A 17,788-nucleotide genomic window follows, 5' to 3' on the forward strand; every position below is an offset into this window, starting at 1 on the left:
ATGCGTGGCATATTATATGTCAGTCATGGAAGTCGAATTGCTGAAGCAACTGCTGAGGCAATTCAATTTATTGAAGCTGTAGAACACAAGGTTGACATCCCGTTACAAGAGATTTGCTTTTTAGAATTAGCCGAGCCTACTGTGGCTCAAGGTATAGAAACGTTAGTAAATAAAGGAGCGACTGAAATTTCAGTTATACCTGTCTTGTTACTTAGTGCGGGTCATTATTTTAAAGATATTCCAGCCGAACTAGATGAAGCCAAACAGCACTATCCAGATCTTACGTTTACTTATGGGCAACCATTAGGTGTGCAATCTAGACTTACACACATACTAAAAGAACGTATAGATGAAACAAACGTCGTACCACATGATGACGCTAAAATTTTAGTTGTCGGGCGAGGAAGTTATAATCCACAAACAAAGATTGATATCGAGGCTATTGCAAATGAACTAGGTAATATAACTGGTTTTAAAGATATCGATGTATGTTATCTTGCAGCATGCAAACCATCTTTTGAAGAGGCACTATCATCTGCATTAGATTCAGAATATTCTCAAATTTTCATTGTGCCCTACATATGGTTTACAGGTGTATTGGAGAAACACATTAGACAAACAGTAGATGACTCAAAAGAACATGGTGATATTATATTGTGTGATCATTTAGGACATCACGAAGCAATGAAAGAAGCATTAAAAGATCGAGTTTATGAAACATTAACAACATCACCACAACAATAAAGAAAGGGGTAATGATAATGTCATTCATGCCGTTATTAATAGATTTTTCAGCAAAACATGTCGTAGTTATTGGTGGCGGTAAAATTGCAGAACGTAGAGTTAAAACGTTACTGCAATATATATCACATCTCGACATTGTCAGCCCTCATTTAACAGAAACGTTGGCATATTATAATAAGCAAGGTTTCGTAACTTGGCATGCGAAAAAATACGAGTTAACCGATATAAATAATGCGGATTTCATCGTTATAGCTACGGATAACATAACAGTGAACAATGAGATTAAAGAACAAGCGCCAGCACATGCGCTAGTTAATATGTCGAGTGAAGCTAATTCAGGTAATGCAATGTTTCCTGCAATCATTCAACGCGGCAAATTATCTATCGGTATATCGACAAGTGGCGCCAGTCCAAAGCTTACTGCTGATATTGTTAAACAGCTAAAAGCGCAATATACAGAAGATTATGGAGCTTACGTAGATTTTTTATATGAATATCGACAAACGGTAAAACAACTTAATGTTAGTGAAAAGAAAAAGAATCAATTGTTAAGTGAAGTATTGGCTGACGAATATAAAAATCCGGCGCAGCAACAAAAAGCATTGAGTTGGCTTAAGTCACAAATATGATAGACGAAAGGAAGGCAGTGCTAAATGAAAAAATTATTAATATTTGCACTCGCTGGATTCTTTGCACAAATGATTGATGGATCATTAGGCATGGGCTTCGGTGCAACGTCATCTTCTATATTATTAACGGCAGGTATTACGCCAGCTATTGTTTCTGCGACTATCCATTTTTCTGAAATTGCAACTACTGCAGCTTCAGGCGTCTCACATTATAAGTTTAAAAATGTAGATAAAAAGATGGTGTTGAAATTAGCACTTCCAGGCTCGATTGCAGCATTTATTGGAGCGGCAGTGTTGAGCAAGTTAGATAGTGGTCTAATTAAGCCTTTTATTTCTATGTTTCTATTAACGATGGGTTTGTTTATCATTTATCAATTCGTCTTTAGAAAACAACATGAAAGAAAACTAAAAGGCGGTACATTTTCTAAATGGCAAATTATACCTCAAGGGATTATCGCAGGATTTCTAGATACTATAGGCGGTGGCGGTTGGGGACCAGTCAATACCCCGTTATTTTTATCACGTAACAAAATTGAACCGCGTTACGTCATCGGCACAGTATCAGCGAGCGAATTTTTTATTACTTTATCGGCATCAATTGGCTTCATTATTTTCTTAGGATGGCATCTAATTGATATTGGTTTAGTCATTGCATTAGCTGTCGGTGGTGCCATAGCAGCCCCATTTGCAGCATGGATTGTGAAAATATTACCGGTTTATTTATTAGCAGTTTGCGTTGGAGGCATTATTATTTTCACAAATATTAACACGTTGTTAAGCAGCTTTGTAGACGATGCTGTAGTGGGTAACGTCGTAAAGATTATAGTTATCGTCTTATGGTTTGCTTTAGCAATATTTACGTTATACCAAAATAAGCAACTACCATTCCTGTCCCCAAAAAAGCAAAGTAACAAAATTGATCAAACTAATTAACTAAAAAAGGAGTAGACAAAATGACATTATCTAAAGAATTACTTGAAAATACGATTAAGCCACATGGTGGTGAACTTGTTAATAGACAAGTTGAAGGAACACGTAAAGAACAACTTATCTCAGAAGCACAAACATTTCCGTCTTTAACTTTGAATCCTTGGAGTTTATCAGACCTAGAGTTAATCGCTATCGGTGGTTTCAGCCCATTAACAGGATTTATGGGTGAAGATGACTATACTAATGTCGTTGAAAACCTACACCTTTCTAACGGTTTAGTTTGGAGTATACCTATTACTTTACCAGTTACCGAAGCACAAGCCGACACTTTTGAAATAGGCCAACAAATTGCACTCTATGGTGAAGATAATCATTTGTATGGTGTATTAACACTTGAAGAAAAATACACTTATGATAAAGCAAATGAAGCTCAAAAAGTATATGGAACTACTGAAGTTGAACACCCTGGCGTCCAAAAGGTGTTTGAAAAAGGTAATGTTTATTTAGCAGGGCCTATCGAACTCGTAGACCGTCCAAAACATGATGAGTTTGTTGACTTTCATTTAGATCCATCTGAAACAAGACAATTATTTGCGGATTTAGGTTGGAAAACAGTGGTGGGCTTCCAAACTAGAAACCCAGTCCATCGTGCACATGAATATATTCAAAAAGCAGCTTTAGAATCCGTAGATGGGTTGTTATTAAATCCTTTAGTTGGTGAGACAAAATCTGATGATATTCCTGCAGATGTGCGTATGGAAAGTTACCAAGTGATTTTGAAACATTACTATCCTGAAGAACGAAATAGATTAGTCATCTATCCTGCTGCGATGCGCTATGCGGGCCCAAGAGAAGCTATTTTACATGCGACTGTACGTAAAAACTATGGCTGTACACATTTCATTGTCGGCCGAGACCACGCAGGCGTAGGCGATTATTATGGTACATATGATGCGCAAGAACTTATTGCACAATATGAAGACGAATTAGGTATTCAAATATTCAAATTTGAACATGCTTTTTACTGCACGAAATGTGACAACATGGCAACTGCTAAAACGTGTCCACACGATCAGTCTTATCATGTCCACTTAAGTGGTACGAAAGTACGTGAGAAACTTCGTAACGGTGAACAACTACCAAAAGAATTCTCAAGACCAGAGGTTGCGGATGTATTGATTAAAGGGTTACAAGAAACAAAGGCATAATTTAGGAGTGAAACGAATGAGCGAAGCGACAAATATAACATGGCATGATTCGGAAGTAACGAAACAACAACGACAACAAGGTAACAATCACAAAAGTGCTGTAGTGTGGTTTACGGGTTTATCGGGTTCAGGTAAATCGACGGTTTCAGTAGCGTTAGAAAAAGCACTTTATGATCAACAAGTGCATACTTACCGTTTAGATGGTGACAATATTCGACATGGCTTGAATAATAATCTTGGTTTTAGTCCTGAGGACCGTAAAGAAAATATTCGACGTATTGGCGAAGTAGGAAAATTAATGGTGGATGCAGGATTGTTAACGATGACTGCTTTTATTTCACCTTACGAAGAAGATAGAGCGCAAGTACGTGAAACGTTAGACGATGGTGAGTTTATTGAAGTTTATACGAAATGTAGTTTAGAGGCTTGTGAATCACGTGACCCTAAAGGCTTATATCAAAAAGCGCGTGCAGGTGAAATACAAGGCTTCACAGGTATCAATGCACCGTATGAAGCACCTTCTAATCCAGAAATTGTTATTGATACAGAACAATTATCGGTTGAGGAAGCGGTACAAGAAATTATAAATTATCTGAAAGAACATAAATATTTATAGCAGTATATAAAAATAGACTGAGATATTTTGATTAATATCTCAGCCTTTTTTCATTTTATAGAAGTTGTTAACGGAATATATTGTTAGCTTTTTAAATATTTTCATAAAATTATTTAAATTGTTCATTAGTCGTTCTGTGATGAGATTTTATAAAGATAATTTTGCTGAATTAAACTGCAAAACTTAATCTTGGTACGAATGTTTCGAAGTGAATTTTACCTTGAGGAACATTTAAAGTTTGTAAGTTCACTATCATAGAGTTAATAAATGATTGTCCGCCACATACATAAATTTCTGTATCTTCATCGATAAGCTGTTGTAAATCTTCTGCTTTAATGTAACCCTCTGTATCACGATAGTGTAATGCTAAATTGCTGTTATCATCTTGTTGTTCAATTGTTTTTAACATTTCTTCAAATGCAACGTTGTCACTATCAGAAGTTACTTGAACGAAAGTTGAAGGTGTGTGCTCAGAAACTGCTTGTCTAAACATAGACACTAATGGCGTTACGCCTACACCAGAACCTAGGAATAATTGTTTGTTTTCACTGTTTACAACGCCGAAGCCACCTACAGGTGCAGAAAGTGAAATCGTATCTCCTACTTCGATGTCGTCGTGAAGAATTGTTGATACTTCACCTTCATGACCTTCGGATACGTCTCTACGCACACCAAATGTTAAATAATCTTTACCGCCGTCGACGATTGAATAGTGTCTTTTCGCATTATAAGGCAATTTAGGACTATCAATATCTACTGTTATATATTGACCTGGTGTAAATTGACTTAAATCGATGTCGTCAGATTTCACTGTGAATGATTTAATAATGCTCGTCTCTTGGCTAATATTAGTAATTTCAAATGGTTTGAAACCTGACCAAGCCATTTGTTCGTAAACTTGTTGTTCTAATCCTATGAAGGCATCTGCAATCTCTTGATAAGCTTTGCCCCAAGTTTGAATAACTTCACTGTCGTCAGTTAATCCAGTCACTTCTTTAATAGCCCATAATAAATTTTCACCAACGATAGGATAGTGTTCTGGAAGTACTTGTAAAGCACAGTGTTTGTAAACTACTGGCATAATTACAGGTACGATAGGTGATAAATCATCGATATGTTCTGCAGCTGCTAATACTGCCATAGCTAAAGCTGATGATTGTAAACCTTTTTTCTGGTTTGTTTGGTTAAACACATTTTTTAATTCAGGATGTTCAATAAACAATCTGTCATAGAATTTTGAAGTGATTGTTTGACCGTGTTCTTTTAGTAGTGGCACCGTTTCGCGGATAGTTTGTATTTCTTTTTCTGTTAACATTTTGAATACCTCCTCAGTCATTACAACCTCATTATCAACCTAAATTATTTTATATACAACTATATTAATTTAATGTCACAAAAGTTTCAAAATAATTTGACAAAATTAAAAACTTAATAAAAATTTCATTAAATTAATCGAAAATATTTAATTAATAAAATCGATAACTTAATCGTTAATACAGTAGTCATTTAATTGAGCAAAGTGGAACTAAAGTATGATTGTTAAAATTATGTAAATTTGGTTAACTAATTATAATACTCAAAATTTACAAACAAGTATGTTTTTCAGTAGACTTTCATGGTCATACAAACCATTTAGATGAGTTTACTAAAAATTAAATAGCAATAAAGGAGCTCCATATAATGAAAAAAATTTTTGGGATGAGTATCCTCTATGTATTGTTGATTGCCTTATTAATTGCAATAATTACTGGCAGTATAAAAGGCATTGATCAAGCAGTATATCAAACGTTACATAAATATTTAGATAATGACTTTTTAAATCTCATATTAAGCATGTTATCGTCTATATTTGAACCATCTAATTGTTTAATTATGGTCCTTATCATTTTAGCTATATTATTCTTCTTTAATAGAGCTAAATTTTGGTTACTAGGATTTTGGAGTTTTTGCGTATTCTTAATTGGTACTATTATGAAATATGCAATTGAGCGTCCTAGACCATCTACACATTTTGATGGTTATAGTTTTCCTAGTATGCATGTTTTAAGTGTTTGTTTAGTAGTTAGTTTAGTCATTTTAGTTACACGCAGTAGCTGGGCTAAAGTGATCGGTGTAATACTTATTGCAGGTATTATCGTATCAAGAATTTTTGTACATGCGCACTATTTCTCAGACACGCTCGGTAGTTTACTTGTCATGGGCATTATGTTGTTAACGTTAAACCATCAACATTTAAATGCGCTATCGGATAACAGAAATACCGAATCTGAGACAGACACTTATAATGAAAGATATGCTTTATATTAAATAAACAAATAAATAAGATTAATCGAACGGGATTGAAATCTTTAAGGTTTCAGTCCCGTTCTTGTTATATCTCATATATGATAAATCTACTGACTAAAGTCCTTTGTAAACATGTTAGAATGATTATATGTAAAAATATGTTCATGTTTATGAAAGGTGTGTAACTATGGCAATTGTAGTGTTAATCCTCATAGGGATGATATCAGCTATAATAGGTTCTTTAATCGGTATAGGTGGCGGTATTATTATCGTTCCTACATTAGTTTTTTTAGGTTCCAAAACAGATTTACTTACAGGTATTACAACACAAACAGCGGTCGGCATTTCATCGCTAACTTTGGTCTTTACAGGTTTGTTTTCGATTATTGCTTATCGTAAGAAAGGCAAAAATGCGATTGATCTTAAGCAAGGTTTTTTATTTTCAATTGGAATAATTCCTGGCTCATTGGTAGGTGCTTATTTAAGTCGGTTCTTAAATGACGTATACTTTAATATTATTTTTGGAATTTTTCTATTTATCATTTCAATTGTATTAATAGTTAAGGATTATTTAGCATCCAAAAAATCTTCAGATACTGAAAAAAAGGTCAACACGCCAGTGGCAATAATCTTTTCATTCTTTGTTGGTATTAGTGCAGGGCTCTTCGGTATAGGTGGCGGCGTCTTAATGACTCCTTTAATGATTATTGCATTTAATTTCTCACCACACGTGGCAGTGGCTACCAGCATGATTATTATCTTTACTTCAAGTTTAGCAAGTACATTAGGTCATATCGTACAAGGCCATGTTATTTGGCATTATGGACTCGTATTAATTATCGCCAGTTATGTCGGTACTAAAATTGGTGTTACAATTAACCGTAAAATCGATTCGGCCAAGCTATCTAACTTACTTAAAATAGTATTGATTTTATTGAGCGTCTATTTAATTTATAAAGGTTTTAGTGAACTATAGAAACACAAGTGTATAGCTAGGTTGAAGAAAAATATTTAAAATGAGTTTAAATCATTGCAAAATTATACCGATATAATTATTATACTCTATGTGGAATTAAATTAAGTGTAATTTATTATTAGAAAGAAGGAAGTAAAGTGACTGTAAATAATAGTTTTAGTGAAGTATTAAATGGCAGAAAATCAATTAAATTGTTTGATGAAAATTATAAAATCCCTCATGAAGAAATGGAAGAAATGATTCGTAAAGCAACAATGGCACCATCTTCTGTTAACTTACAACCATGGAGATTTGTCGTAGTTGAAAGTGACGAAGGTAAAGATACACTACGTCCATTAGTTCAATTTAATACTAATCAAAATGATACATCATCTGCGATGGTAGTTATTTTTGGAGATAAAGATAGCCATGAAAATGGTGAATTTATTTATTCACAAGCAGTAGAAAATGGCTTAATGCCTGCTGATGTAAAAGAACAATTATTATCTAAAATTAATGGCGTATATCAAACATATTCAGAGCAAAAAATTAATGATATCGTAAAAATTGATAGCAGTTTAGCAGCTATGCAATTTATGTTAGTTGCGAAAGAACATGGCTATGATACAAACCCAATTGGCGGCTTTGAAGAAGATCAAATCGCTGAAGCATTAGGCATAGACCCTGAACGTTATGTACCAGTAGTTATCATTGCTATTGGTAAGGCAGCAAGAGAAGCACGTAATTCTTATAGAATGCCAGTAGATAAAGTTATGCAATACGTATAAATGATTAATTAATAAGAGCCTAGGACATATTGTCGTGTCCTAGGCTCTTATTTGATAACTGAGTTGAAAATGTTTGGACTTAGCTTTTCCGACGCTAATCATTTTTGTCAGAGTGGGACTGCTAAATCATTTTATTTAAATGAGATTTTTAGTCCCGTTCCATTATTTTTATTGTAATCTATCTAAAGCGATGTCCGTAAGAGATTTTGCAGCGACAAGTAGACAGTCTTCATTAACGTCAAATTTAGGGTGATGATTCATATAAGGGTCTTCAACGTCATAAGGTTTACTACCGACAATATAAAAAGTACCAGGTATCTTTTGGAGATAGTATGCAAAGTCTTCAGAACCGGTAACAGGTGGGATTTCCATTAAATGTTGGAAATAATCTCCCTTACTTTCCGATAAGACACGAGCTACATTATCTGTTTCAGTAGGATGGTTGTATAGCACAGGGTAACCAAATGTATAATCTAAATCATAAGTAACATCGAAACCAAGCGCTACGCTTTGAGCTATTTTATCAATTTCTTGATACATGAATTGTTCCAATTCAGCATCTAAGTAGCGCGCAGTACCTTTAATTGTTACTGAATCTTGAATGACATTGCTTGCGCCAGGTGCTTCAAATGCGCCGATAGTTACGACACCCATTTTTAGTGGATCGATTCTACGAGAGACTATGGTCTGAATTGAATTTACAAAATTTGTACCGGCAACGATAGCATCGTGCGTTTTATGAGGACTAGAAGCATGTCCACCTAAACCGTTAATTTTAAGTGTGAACGTTGAACTTCCAGAGAATGCATTGTTCTTATTGTAGAGAATCGTGTCGGGTGTTACAGCAGGGACGATATGAATACCATATACTTCGTCTAAATCATCTAATGCACCTGAATTTATGATTTGCTGTGCACCACCAGGAGGCTGTTCTTCAGCGTGTTGATGAATAATTTTAATCTTACCAGTTAGTTGATCTTTAACTTCGATTAAAGCGTCTGCTACACCAAGTAGGTAGGCTGTATGTGCATCATGACCACATGCATGCATAACGCCTTCATTTTCAGATTTGAAAGGCACCTCTGTTTCTTCATTAATAGGTAAGGCATCAAAATCTGCGCGCAACCCAATCGTTTTACCAGGTTTACCACTGTCGATTTCTACTATGATTGCATGCGCATCTTGCACAGGCTGTGTTAGTTTTACGTCTTTGTCTTCATAGAATGATTTAATATACTTGGCAGTATTTTCCTCTTGAAAGGATAATTCAGGATGACGATGTAGATGACGACGATGTTCAATCATCTCTTGCTCTTTAGCTTCTAAAATTTGAAACAACTGATCTCTTATACTCATAAACATACACTTCTTTCTTAAATATAAATTGAAGCCCTCTAATATAGATGAATCGCTTTGTTCATGTTATAAAATTAACCTCATTTAAAGAATTTTAGATTAATTAAATATACAATTCAAATTAAATAGTAAAAAAATTGAAAATAAAGTGATTGCATTTTAAAGATTAAATCACTTTGAATGTAAAAGTATATAGGCTTTATTAAATAAACAGGTAAATATTATGTGCTAATTTTTGAAGAGCTTTTTAATTAAAAGCATAGGTTATAAGCAAATCGTTTTATATTTTTTACAATAGTATTTAATTAAAGACTATTTTTGTTATAATGTGATTAAGGAAGGTGAGCATATGATAACGAAAGGTATAAAATTTCCTAACACTAAATTTCTTATTGATTGTATAGGCGTATTAGCTAGTTTAGGTATATTAATCGTTTTTGTTGTCAATGCATATTCTAATTTTAGCGCCAATGGCAGTTTTGAATTTGGCATAAATATTGTTGGCAATCAGTTCATAGTTCTCAGCATATTATGTGTAATCACCGTGCTAAGTGCATTAAGTTCTTTCGTTTTAAAGAAAATAAAATCATAAAAAGAAGGCGCCACCATTTTAAAATGGTGACGCCTTTAATAATTTACAATTATATTATGATTTGGAACCTGTGTGCATGCCTTCTTTTCCGCCTTCTATAATAGCGCCTAGATGCAATAAGCCATCTACAATAAGCATACATACTAATATGATAAGTAGACCTAAAAACCAATCTTTTACTGTCATTGGCGCTTTTCTACGATAGAAATAAATACCTAGTATTAGTCCGACGATAATTAGAACTAATGCGCTCATGACGATAACCCCCTTTGAAGTGATTATGATAATTGTTAGATAGTTTAACATAGTTGAATTATTTTTAAAGGGGTGGGTTAATCCATATTACTTCAAATGTTCTATTTGGCTCATTACGTGTTGATAAATTTGTTGTAATGGCAACTGTGTACGATCTGCAATGGCTTGTAGATCACTAAATTCAGGCTTTGCTTTTATCACTTTGTCCGCTAGTATGCCTAATTTAATCGTTACTTTACCATAATCTGTATCAATCGTTGTAAAATCACGGTCTAAAATGGTTCTACGTACGCTATAACTTCTAACGCCTAAGGAACTTGTGTGTCGTAGTATATAATTTTCAAAAAAACTTGCCTTTGATAGGGGACAAATTACAGAAAGTTGTACTGCAGGTCTGCTTTTCTTCATTGTAATCGGCGTGTAGTAAACGTCTAAAGCACCTTGAGAAAGCGCGTCTTCAATAAAATGTCCAAGCATTTCGGCAGGCATGTCATCTAATTGTGTTTCTAACACTTGCACGTAATCTTGTGTATTTTGATTTTCTTCAAACTGAATAATACGTAATACGTTAGGAAAATCAAAATCTTTTGTGCCAGCCCCATAACCAATTTCAGTCATCGTGCAAGCTGGTAGTGGACCAAATTGAGTAGCTAGGCTTTTAGCAAAACCTGCTCCTGTTGGCGTAGTCATTTCACTAGCAACGTCTAATGAAGCAAGTGGTATGCCTTTTAAAATTTCGGCGGTTGCAGGAGCGGGGACGGGGTAAAGTCCGTGTGCAATATTAACTTTGCAATGCCCAGTTGGAATGGCGGAACAATAAATATGCTCAATATTTAAATCTTCAAGTGCTAAACAGCTACCTATAATATCAATAATTGAATCCATTGCACCTACTTCATGGAAGTGTACGTCTGCAATGTTCATGCCGTGTATTTTAGCCTCAGCTTCGGCAATAACATTAAAAATAGCAGTGCTACGAGATTTAACACGTTGTGGTAGTGTACTGTTTTCAATCATACTAAAAATGTGTTGAGCAGTACGATGGTGATGACTTTCTTCTATATTTATTGTTAAATGCTGTGCATGGATACCTTTTTTATTTACATGGTTAAATGACAAATCGAAAGTATCTAAGGGTAATTGTGATAATGCTTCTGTGATGTAATTTGGATTTGCCCCTAAATCGATTAATCCTGCTAAAATCATGTCGCCAGCGATACCTGCATGGCAATCTAAATAAATGGCTTGTGACATCTAAATCTCTCCAGTCTAGTTTGTTTCGAGCATATTGATGACTTGAGCGGCATTATAACCACCGCCGAAGCCATTATCAATATTTAATACGCTTGTTCCGGGAGCACATGAATTAATCATTGATAAAAGTGTGCTGACACCTGCTAAATTTGCACCATAGCCTATACTCGTTGGAATAGCATATACAGGATGATTTACTAATCCTGAAATGACGCTACATAGTGCGCCCTCCATGCCTGCAACGACTACTGAAACTTTACTCGCTCTAATCTCATCTATATTTTCGAACAGACGATGAATGCCTGAGACGCCAACATCATAAAAACGTTTGACGGTAACACCCATGACTTCAGCTGTTATTGCGGCTTCTTCTGCAATATGAATGTCTGAAGTGCCAGCGCTAATGATGGAAGCGACATTGTTGGATTTATTAATGTTAGCGATAGGCGTACAAACGATTTGTGCAGTAGGATGATGTTCTAATGTAGGATATATAGACAGTATGTGTTGGGCTTTGTCATCGTCAATACGAGTGACTAATATTGTCTGGTTGTTATGATTTAAACTATTAATAATCGAAACGATTTGCTCTTGCGTTTTACCTTCACCAAAAATAACTTCTGGGAAGCCTTGTCTTTGGGGACGGTGTAAATCAATCTTAGCAAAACCCAAGTCATCATAATGTTTTAATTTAGCCTGAGCAGCTGCGATAGATAGTTCATGTTGTTGTACTTTTGTTAATATTTCTTCAATATCGTTCTTACTATCTGACATTCTAAACACTGCCCCTCACTAATTAATTTGTTGTTTCAGCTGTAAGTACTTCATTCATACTTCCTGTACGGTAACCTTCAAGGTCTAAGGTAACATAGTCGAAACCAAGTGCTTTTAAGTGTGCGATAATTTTTCTGCGGTGTTGTACTAATTGGTCGATATACGCTTCGGCTACTTCTATACGAGCTATATTATTGTGATATCGTACACGAACGTTATTAATATCTAAACTTAAAATAAATTTTTCAGCTTCGTTGATTTTGTTAATTTTCGTCTCGTCTAAAGTTTCGCCATAAGGTACGCGAGAGGCCAAACTACACAATGCAGGTTTATTCCATACTGGTAAGTCTAACTGCTTACTTAATTGACGTACATCGTCTTTATATAATTCAACTTCTTGTAAAATGCTTCTAACGCCAAGTTCGTCACGTGCTTGTAAACCGGGACGGAAGTCTTTATTGTCGTCCATAATCATACCGTCTAACACATAATTAAAATGATAGGCTTCTTTTACACTCTCTAATTTTTTATATAACAATAGTTTACTGTAGTACCAGCTTTTTGGAGTGTTTTGCACAATGTGACGATCTTCTAATTCTGAAATTTTTGTTTTAAGAATATGCGCTCCTAATTGATGACCTAAGTTTACAGCTTGCTCGAATTCTTCGCTTCTAAATAATTCGGATTCCACAACGACACCAATAACGTTGTTTTCTCCTAATACATCAAGCGCCTTTTTTAATACTAACGTACTATCAACACCACCTGAAAATGCTACAACGACTTGCTTCATCTCTTGTAAATTTTTTTCGAGCTGTTGTTCTTTTTCTTTTAATGTCAACATAATACATCATTCTCCTTTTTAAGATTCAACGTAAGGTATAGTTAATGGCCCCTGTGGCATAACACCTATAGATAAAGGTCTGCCATACGATGCTTCTAATGTTTTAAGTGTTTCTTCTATATTTGAAGTGGGGTTTAACATAGCTTCTTCTAATTGTTGATCAGTTAGTTTGGAATATACATAAACATTGGCAAATACTTGGATGCTTGCTTGTTTTTGTACTTGCCATTGATCCATTTCTGCAAAATTAGGGTCATGAATCATATCTAATAGGGCTTGTGGCGATTCGGCGCGTTTAAATATTTCGGCGAATTTGCCGTGATCAGGTAAACCATCTGCACATTCAGAAACCATAATGATGGTGCCACCTTCTTTAACAATCTTATGCGCAGCACTCATGCCTTTTACCGTTTGATATAAATTTTGGTCAAGTGGGTAACCTGAGTTAGAAGCGATAACGACGTCGAAGCGGTCGTCACAACGAAACATCGCATGTTCTTTGACATAAGCACAGCCAACGTCATGTGCCTCGTATAGTTCACCTGCAAAGACTTGTGTGATTAATTTATCTTTGTTTAAAGCCACGTTGAGCATAAAGTCTGGTTTACACATGGCATTGATTTCACGCGTCATATTTTGTAGTGGATTATCTTCCATGTTACCCCAAGTTGAGCGTATATCACCGATCATGCGAGCATTATGAAATGTCATTATAGTTTCAATCCCTGCAATCCCAGGCATAATGCCTTTCGGGCCACCTGAAAATCCTGCAAAGAAATGTGGTTCTATAAAGCCGGTAACGATTTTAAAATCTGAGTCAACGTAATCTTTATTCAAATAGACGTCGCAACCATATTCACTGTGACCGACGTTTACTAATGAATCTTTATCGTGACAGTGATTATGCACAATTTTAACTGAGTCTACGATATCTTCACCTAGCATTTGGATTAATTCTTCTCTTGTTTGGTCTCTGTGTGTACCTGTACCATTAATAATGACAAAATTTTCACGCGGTACGTGAGGTAATGCATTTAAAATACAAGGTACTAAAATATGGTTTGGAGTAGGGCGCGTAATATCACTAATAACAATAGACACTGTATCATCAGACTTAACCATTTCTTTTAATGGTGGCGTACCTATAGGACTTTCTAATGCAGAATTTATTGCTGCTATATCATCATTCAGAGGCTCTATGTCTTGAGGCTCAATGAGCGTACTACTATCTGGAACTTCAATATCGATGTTTGATTTACCGTATAAAATTTCTGTTCTCAAAAATAATCACTCCAGTAACAATTGGCATCCTATTTAAAATTAATTTGTAAGCACTTTCATTATAATACGAAATATCTGAATTTAAAAATATAGTAATGCATTGAAGATGTTCAAGGTGCGACAATTTCATTATTTAAGTTTATAAAAGTAATTGTGTTCAATTTTTTTGAAAAGTTGTATTGAATCACAGCACATGTTGCATTATACTGGGTGAGATTATTAAATGAAGGCGCTTAAAATTTTATTGGTAAATATAACCAGTAATGTGTTGTTTAAAAGGAGATAGTAACTTGGAATTTTCAAAAAAGCAGTGGCAAAATATAGATAGCTCAGTAGATATAAATTTGGAAGATATCGATTTTGAAAGCTTATTAAGTTTGAATGACTATGCTACAAAACAAGAAATTAAAACATTGTACTTTCCTTTAATAGAGATGTTGAGTGAAAAAACACGTAGCCATAAAGAATATATTAACTATATTCAACAAAAAATAGTGGATCGCAAACGTACGATACCATTTGTTATTGGTGTGTCAGGTGGTGTAGCCGCTGGTAAAAGTACTGTTGCGCGTTTATTAGCTGAATTGTTAAGTAAACATAACCCTGATTGGAATGTGGATTTAATAACGACAGACGGTTATATTTTGCCGAAGAAAGAACTATTGGCACAAGATATCATGTCTAAAAAAGGATTTCCTGAAAGCTATGAATCCAACACATTGATTCAACATTTGAAAAGTATAAAAGATGGTGAACAAGTACCGACTTATACTTATTCGCATTTAACGTATGACCGTTTGAAAGATGATTTTCACTATGTTGACCAACCAGATATTTTAATTATTGAAGGGGTTAATATTTTCCAAGTGCATGGAAATGCAGAACAATTAGTAAGTGATTATATTGACTATAAAATATTCTTAGACGTTTCGTTAGATTTAATGAAATCATGGTATATTCAAAGATTTTTAAAATTACAAGAAAGTGCTTTCCAAAAACCAGAGTCTCACTTTTATCAGTATAAAAATTTATCACGAGACGAAGCAATTAAATTAGCGACACAATTATGGACGAATATAAATGAACCTAATGTGATAAATAATATTTATCCAACAAAAAGTAGAGCAGATTTAATATTGCATAAAGCTGAAAACCATACGATTGATAATTTGATTTTCAATCAATTTTAAGGACAAACAATAATAAAATAATTGCGCATAGCCTAACAGAATTAACTTTCTGTTAGGTATTTTTTGGTTTTAAACGCTGATATAGAGGCATTTATATATAAATCGATAAAAAATTACGATATATCGTTGACTTATTTCGATATATCGCTTATACTTTCGATATATCGAAATAAGGAAAGGTGATTATTATGTTTAGAAAACAATTTGAGAAAAAGGCTCACCATATGAGAAGCAGAATGATGAATAGAGACGGATTTGGATTTGGTGGACATGGTCCAGAAGATATGGAACGTGCATTTAGAGCACGAGGTAAAGATCGATTTTTCAAAAAAGGAAACTTACAATTTGTAATTTTGAAGATGTTACAAGATGAATCGAAACACGGTTATCAAATTATTAAAGATTTAGAAGAACGTTTCAAAGGATTTTATTCTCCAAGTCCAGGATCTGTATATCCAATATTACAAATGTTAGAAGACAGAGAATTTGTTTCAACTTCGCAAGATGGTAAGAAAAAAGTATATACAATCACAGAAGAAGGCGAACAATTTTTAGCAGATAATATGCAAAATGATGATATGTTACAACGTATGGAACAATTTAAAAATATGGACTTTGAAGCAATGAAAGCCATGCGCGGTGAGCTACAGGAGTTATTTAAAAAATTCATGTTAGCTGGCAAAGAAGCGATGAATGACGATGAAAAGAAACAACAATTTAAAAAGTTTGTTGAACAAACATCAGCAGATTTAGATAAATTATATAAATAAAGAAGGAATATAAAATGACTAATAATAAGACGAATAAAAGTATTGCTGTTATAGGCGGTGGTCCTGGTGGCTTAATGCTTGGTTTATTATTACAACAACAAGGCTATGACTATACAATTTTTGAAAAAGCTAACCCAACAGTTAATAATGAGCGAGGTGGATCATTAGATATTCATGATGATAGTGGTCAGCTCCCAATTATCGAAACGGGTATATATGACCGTTTTAAATCTTTAGTTAGATATGAAGGTGAAGATACTAAAGTTATTGCTAAAGACGGTACAGTGATTTTTGAAGAAGATGCTGAAGGTGAAGGTGGCAGACCAGAAATTGACCGTGGTGAATTATGTGACATTATACTTGAACAAATTGATAAGGAACATATTAAATACGGTTATGCTTTTGAATCTTTAGAACGTTTATCTAATAATAAAGTAGCTGTGTCATTTACAAATGGCGAAGTGGAACATTTTGATTTAGTAGTAGGAGCAGACGGTGCATTTTCAAAAGTAAGACCATATTTATCGACGGTAGATTTGGACTATACAGGTATTTCGATGGTTGAAATAAATATTGATGACGTTAAAAATAACTATCCAGAGTTGGCGGCTTACAATAAAAATGGTAAGGCAATGGCGCTAGGTGGTAGTCAAGCGTTATTAGCCCAATTAAATGGAGATGGACGTATAAAAGTGTATGTGTCATACAGAGCGCCTAAAGAACAATTAAACACTTACAAACAATTATCCCTTAGTGAATTAAAAGCACAACTGCTAAGTGATTTTGATGGTTGGCATGAAGATTTAAAAGCATATATTCACGCGATGAGTGATGATGTTTTATTTAGAAGAATATATAAATTACCTATCGGGTTTAATTGGAATCATGATGCACAATTGACATTGTTAGGCGATGCGGCTCATTTAATGAGTCCGTTTGCTGGCGAAGGTGTAAATACTGCATTATATGATGCGTATATTTTTGTAGAAGCTTTAAAAAAATATGATGATTTTGATGAAGCAATTAGCTATTATGAGCAACAAATATTAAGTCATGCACAAGAAAGAGCACAAGAATCACAAGACAATTTAGAATTAATGTTTGCACCTGATGCTGCACAGCAATTGGGAGAGTTCTTTAATTCTGTAAAAAGTGAAGAATAAAAATTAACCATTACTATCCATATAGGGTAGTAATGTTTTTTTGCTATAAATTCAATAAAAACAATGAATTCGTAAAATAGTATGACATATTAGTAAAAAACAATCATCACTTTTAATATTAAATTATGTATATAGACTGCATTTTTAAAAGTT

At 34.3% G+C, this 17,788-nt stretch carries 18 protein-coding genes; 11 read left to right on the plus strand and 7 right to left on the minus strand.

What is annotated here, in order from left to right:
• Genes ISP08_RS01680 through cysC form a run of 5 tightly spaced genes read left to right on the plus strand, consistent with a single transcriptional unit; the run spans position 1 to position 4,127 of the window.
• A complete protein-coding gene (locus tag ISP08_RS01680) occupies positions 1 to 744 on the plus strand; it encodes a sirohydrochlorin chelatase (protein ID WP_195719125.1) in 744 nt (247 codons plus the stop codon).
• 11 nt (positions 745 to 755) lie between these two features.
• Complete coding sequence (locus tag ISP08_RS01685; protein WP_208456868.1) at positions 756 to 1,373, plus strand: NAD(P)-binding protein; 618 nt, start codon at positions 756 to 758, stop codon at positions 1,371 to 1,373.
• Between the two features lie 24 nt (positions 1,374 to 1,397).
• Positions 1,398 to 2,306: a sulfite exporter TauE/SafE family protein gene (locus tag ISP08_RS01690; RefSeq protein WP_195719127.1), complete on the plus strand. Its 909-nt coding sequence runs from the start codon at positions 1,398 to 1,400 to the stop codon at positions 2,304 to 2,306.
• Between the two features lie 20 nt (positions 2,307 to 2,326).
• On the plus strand, positions 2,327 to 3,511 hold the full coding sequence (gene sat, locus ISP08_RS01695; RefSeq protein ID WP_195719128.1) for a sulfate adenylyltransferase: 1,185 nt from the start codon (positions 2,327 to 2,329) through the stop codon (positions 3,509 to 3,511).
• Positions 3,512 to 3,527: 16 nt separating this feature from the next.
• The gene (cysC, locus tag ISP08_RS01700) at positions 3,528 to 4,127 is read left to right on the plus strand and encodes an adenylyl-sulfate kinase (protein ID WP_195719129.1); all 600 of its coding nucleotides are present in this window, start codon (positions 3,528 to 3,530) and stop codon (positions 4,125 to 4,127) included.
• Positions 4,128 to 4,296: 169 nt separating this feature from the next.
• On the opposite strand, the gene ISP08_RS01705 is transcribed toward cysC, so the two are convergent.
• A complete protein-coding gene (locus ISP08_RS01705) occupies positions 4,297 to 5,442 on the minus strand; it encodes a globin domain-containing protein (protein WP_048793760.1) in 1,146 nt (381 codons plus the stop codon).
• Positions 5,443 to 5,807: 365 nt separating this feature from the next.
• On the opposite strand from ISP08_RS01705, the gene ISP08_RS01710 reads away from it, so the two are divergent.
• From ISP08_RS01710 to ISP08_RS01720, 3 genes are all read left to right on the plus strand, one after another.
• The gene (locus ISP08_RS01710; RefSeq protein WP_195719130.1) at positions 5,808 to 6,434 is read left to right on the plus strand and encodes a phosphatase PAP2 family protein; all 627 of its coding nucleotides are present in this window, start codon (positions 5,808 to 5,810) and stop codon (positions 6,432 to 6,434) included.
• Positions 6,435 to 6,600: 166 nt separating this feature from the next.
• Positions 6,601 to 7,389 carry a sulfite exporter TauE/SafE family protein gene (locus ISP08_RS01715; RefSeq protein WP_195719131.1) on the plus strand — a complete coding sequence of 263 codons (789 nt, stop codon included), beginning with the start codon at positions 6,601 to 6,603 and terminating at the stop codon, positions 7,387 to 7,389.
• 137 nt (positions 7,390 to 7,526) lie between these two features.
• Positions 7,527 to 8,156: a nitroreductase family protein gene (locus ISP08_RS01720; protein WP_195719132.1), complete on the plus strand. Its 630-nt coding sequence runs from the start codon at positions 7,527 to 7,529 to the stop codon at positions 8,154 to 8,156.
• Positions 8,157 to 8,324: 168 nt separating this feature from the next.
• Here the strand turns inward: ISP08_RS01720 and ISP08_RS01725 are convergent, their stop codons facing one another.
• The 6 genes from ISP08_RS01725 to larA all read right to left on the minus strand — a co-directional run bounded on the left by ISP08_RS01725 (position 8,325) and on the right by larA (position 14,512).
• The gene (locus ISP08_RS01725) at positions 8,325 to 9,512 is read right to left on the minus strand and encodes a M20 metallopeptidase family protein (RefSeq protein WP_195719133.1); all 1,188 of its coding nucleotides are present in this window, start codon (positions 9,510 to 9,512) and stop codon (positions 8,325 to 8,327) included.
• Between the two features lie 646 nt (positions 9,513 to 10,158).
• Positions 10,159 to 10,359, minus strand: a complete 201-nt coding sequence (locus tag ISP08_RS01730; RefSeq protein WP_048793766.1) for a membrane protein — start codon at positions 10,357 to 10,359, stop codon at positions 10,159 to 10,161.
• Positions 10,360 to 10,446: 87 nt separating this feature from the next.
• Positions 10,447 to 11,613, minus strand: a complete 1,167-nt coding sequence (gene larC, locus ISP08_RS01735; RefSeq protein ID WP_195719134.1) for a nickel pincer cofactor biosynthesis protein LarC — start codon at positions 11,611 to 11,613, stop codon at positions 10,447 to 10,449.
• 15 nt (positions 11,614 to 11,628) lie between these two features.
• Entirely contained in the window at positions 11,629 to 12,387 is a 759-nt protein-coding gene (gene larB / locus ISP08_RS01740; RefSeq protein WP_048793768.1) for a nickel pincer cofactor biosynthesis protein LarB, read from the minus strand.
• A gap of 22 nt (positions 12,388 to 12,409) precedes the next feature.
• Positions 12,410 to 13,231 carry an ATP-dependent sacrificial sulfur transferase LarE gene (gene larE, locus ISP08_RS01745; RefSeq protein WP_195719135.1) on the minus strand — a complete coding sequence of 274 codons (822 nt, stop codon included), beginning with the start codon at positions 13,229 to 13,231 and terminating at the stop codon, positions 12,410 to 12,412.
• An 18-nt stretch (positions 13,232 to 13,249) separates the two neighbouring features.
• Entirely contained in the window at positions 13,250 to 14,512 is a 1,263-nt protein-coding gene (gene larA / locus ISP08_RS01750) for a nickel-dependent lactate racemase (RefSeq protein WP_195719136.1), read from the minus strand.
• A 290-nt stretch (positions 14,513 to 14,802) separates the two neighbouring features.
• Here larA and coaA point away from each other — a divergent pair, with 290 nt between their 5' ends.
• The 3 genes from coaA to ISP08_RS01765 all read left to right on the plus strand — a co-directional run bounded on the left by coaA (position 14,803) and on the right by ISP08_RS01765 (position 17,635).
• Positions 14,803 to 15,702 carry a type I pantothenate kinase gene (gene coaA, locus ISP08_RS01755; RefSeq protein ID WP_195719137.1) on the plus strand — a complete coding sequence of 300 codons (900 nt, stop codon included), beginning with the start codon at positions 14,803 to 14,805 and terminating at the stop codon, positions 15,700 to 15,702.
• Positions 15,703 to 15,890: 188 nt separating this feature from the next.
• Positions 15,891 to 16,472 (plus strand): PadR family transcriptional regulator, encoded by a 582-nt coding sequence (locus ISP08_RS01760; RefSeq protein WP_195719138.1) that lies wholly within the window; start codon positions 15,891 to 15,893, stop codon positions 16,470 to 16,472.
• A 14-nt stretch (positions 16,473 to 16,486) separates the two neighbouring features.
• The gene (locus ISP08_RS01765; protein WP_195719139.1) at positions 16,487 to 17,635 is read left to right on the plus strand and encodes an FAD-dependent oxidoreductase; all 1,149 of its coding nucleotides are present in this window, start codon (positions 16,487 to 16,489) and stop codon (positions 17,633 to 17,635) included.
• Positions 17,636 to 17,788: the final 153 nt, after the last annotated feature.

This window comes from Staphylococcus lloydii (assembly GCF_015775975.1).
Classification (GTDB): Bacteria; Bacillota; Bacilli; order Staphylococcales; family Staphylococcaceae; genus Staphylococcus; species Staphylococcus lloydii.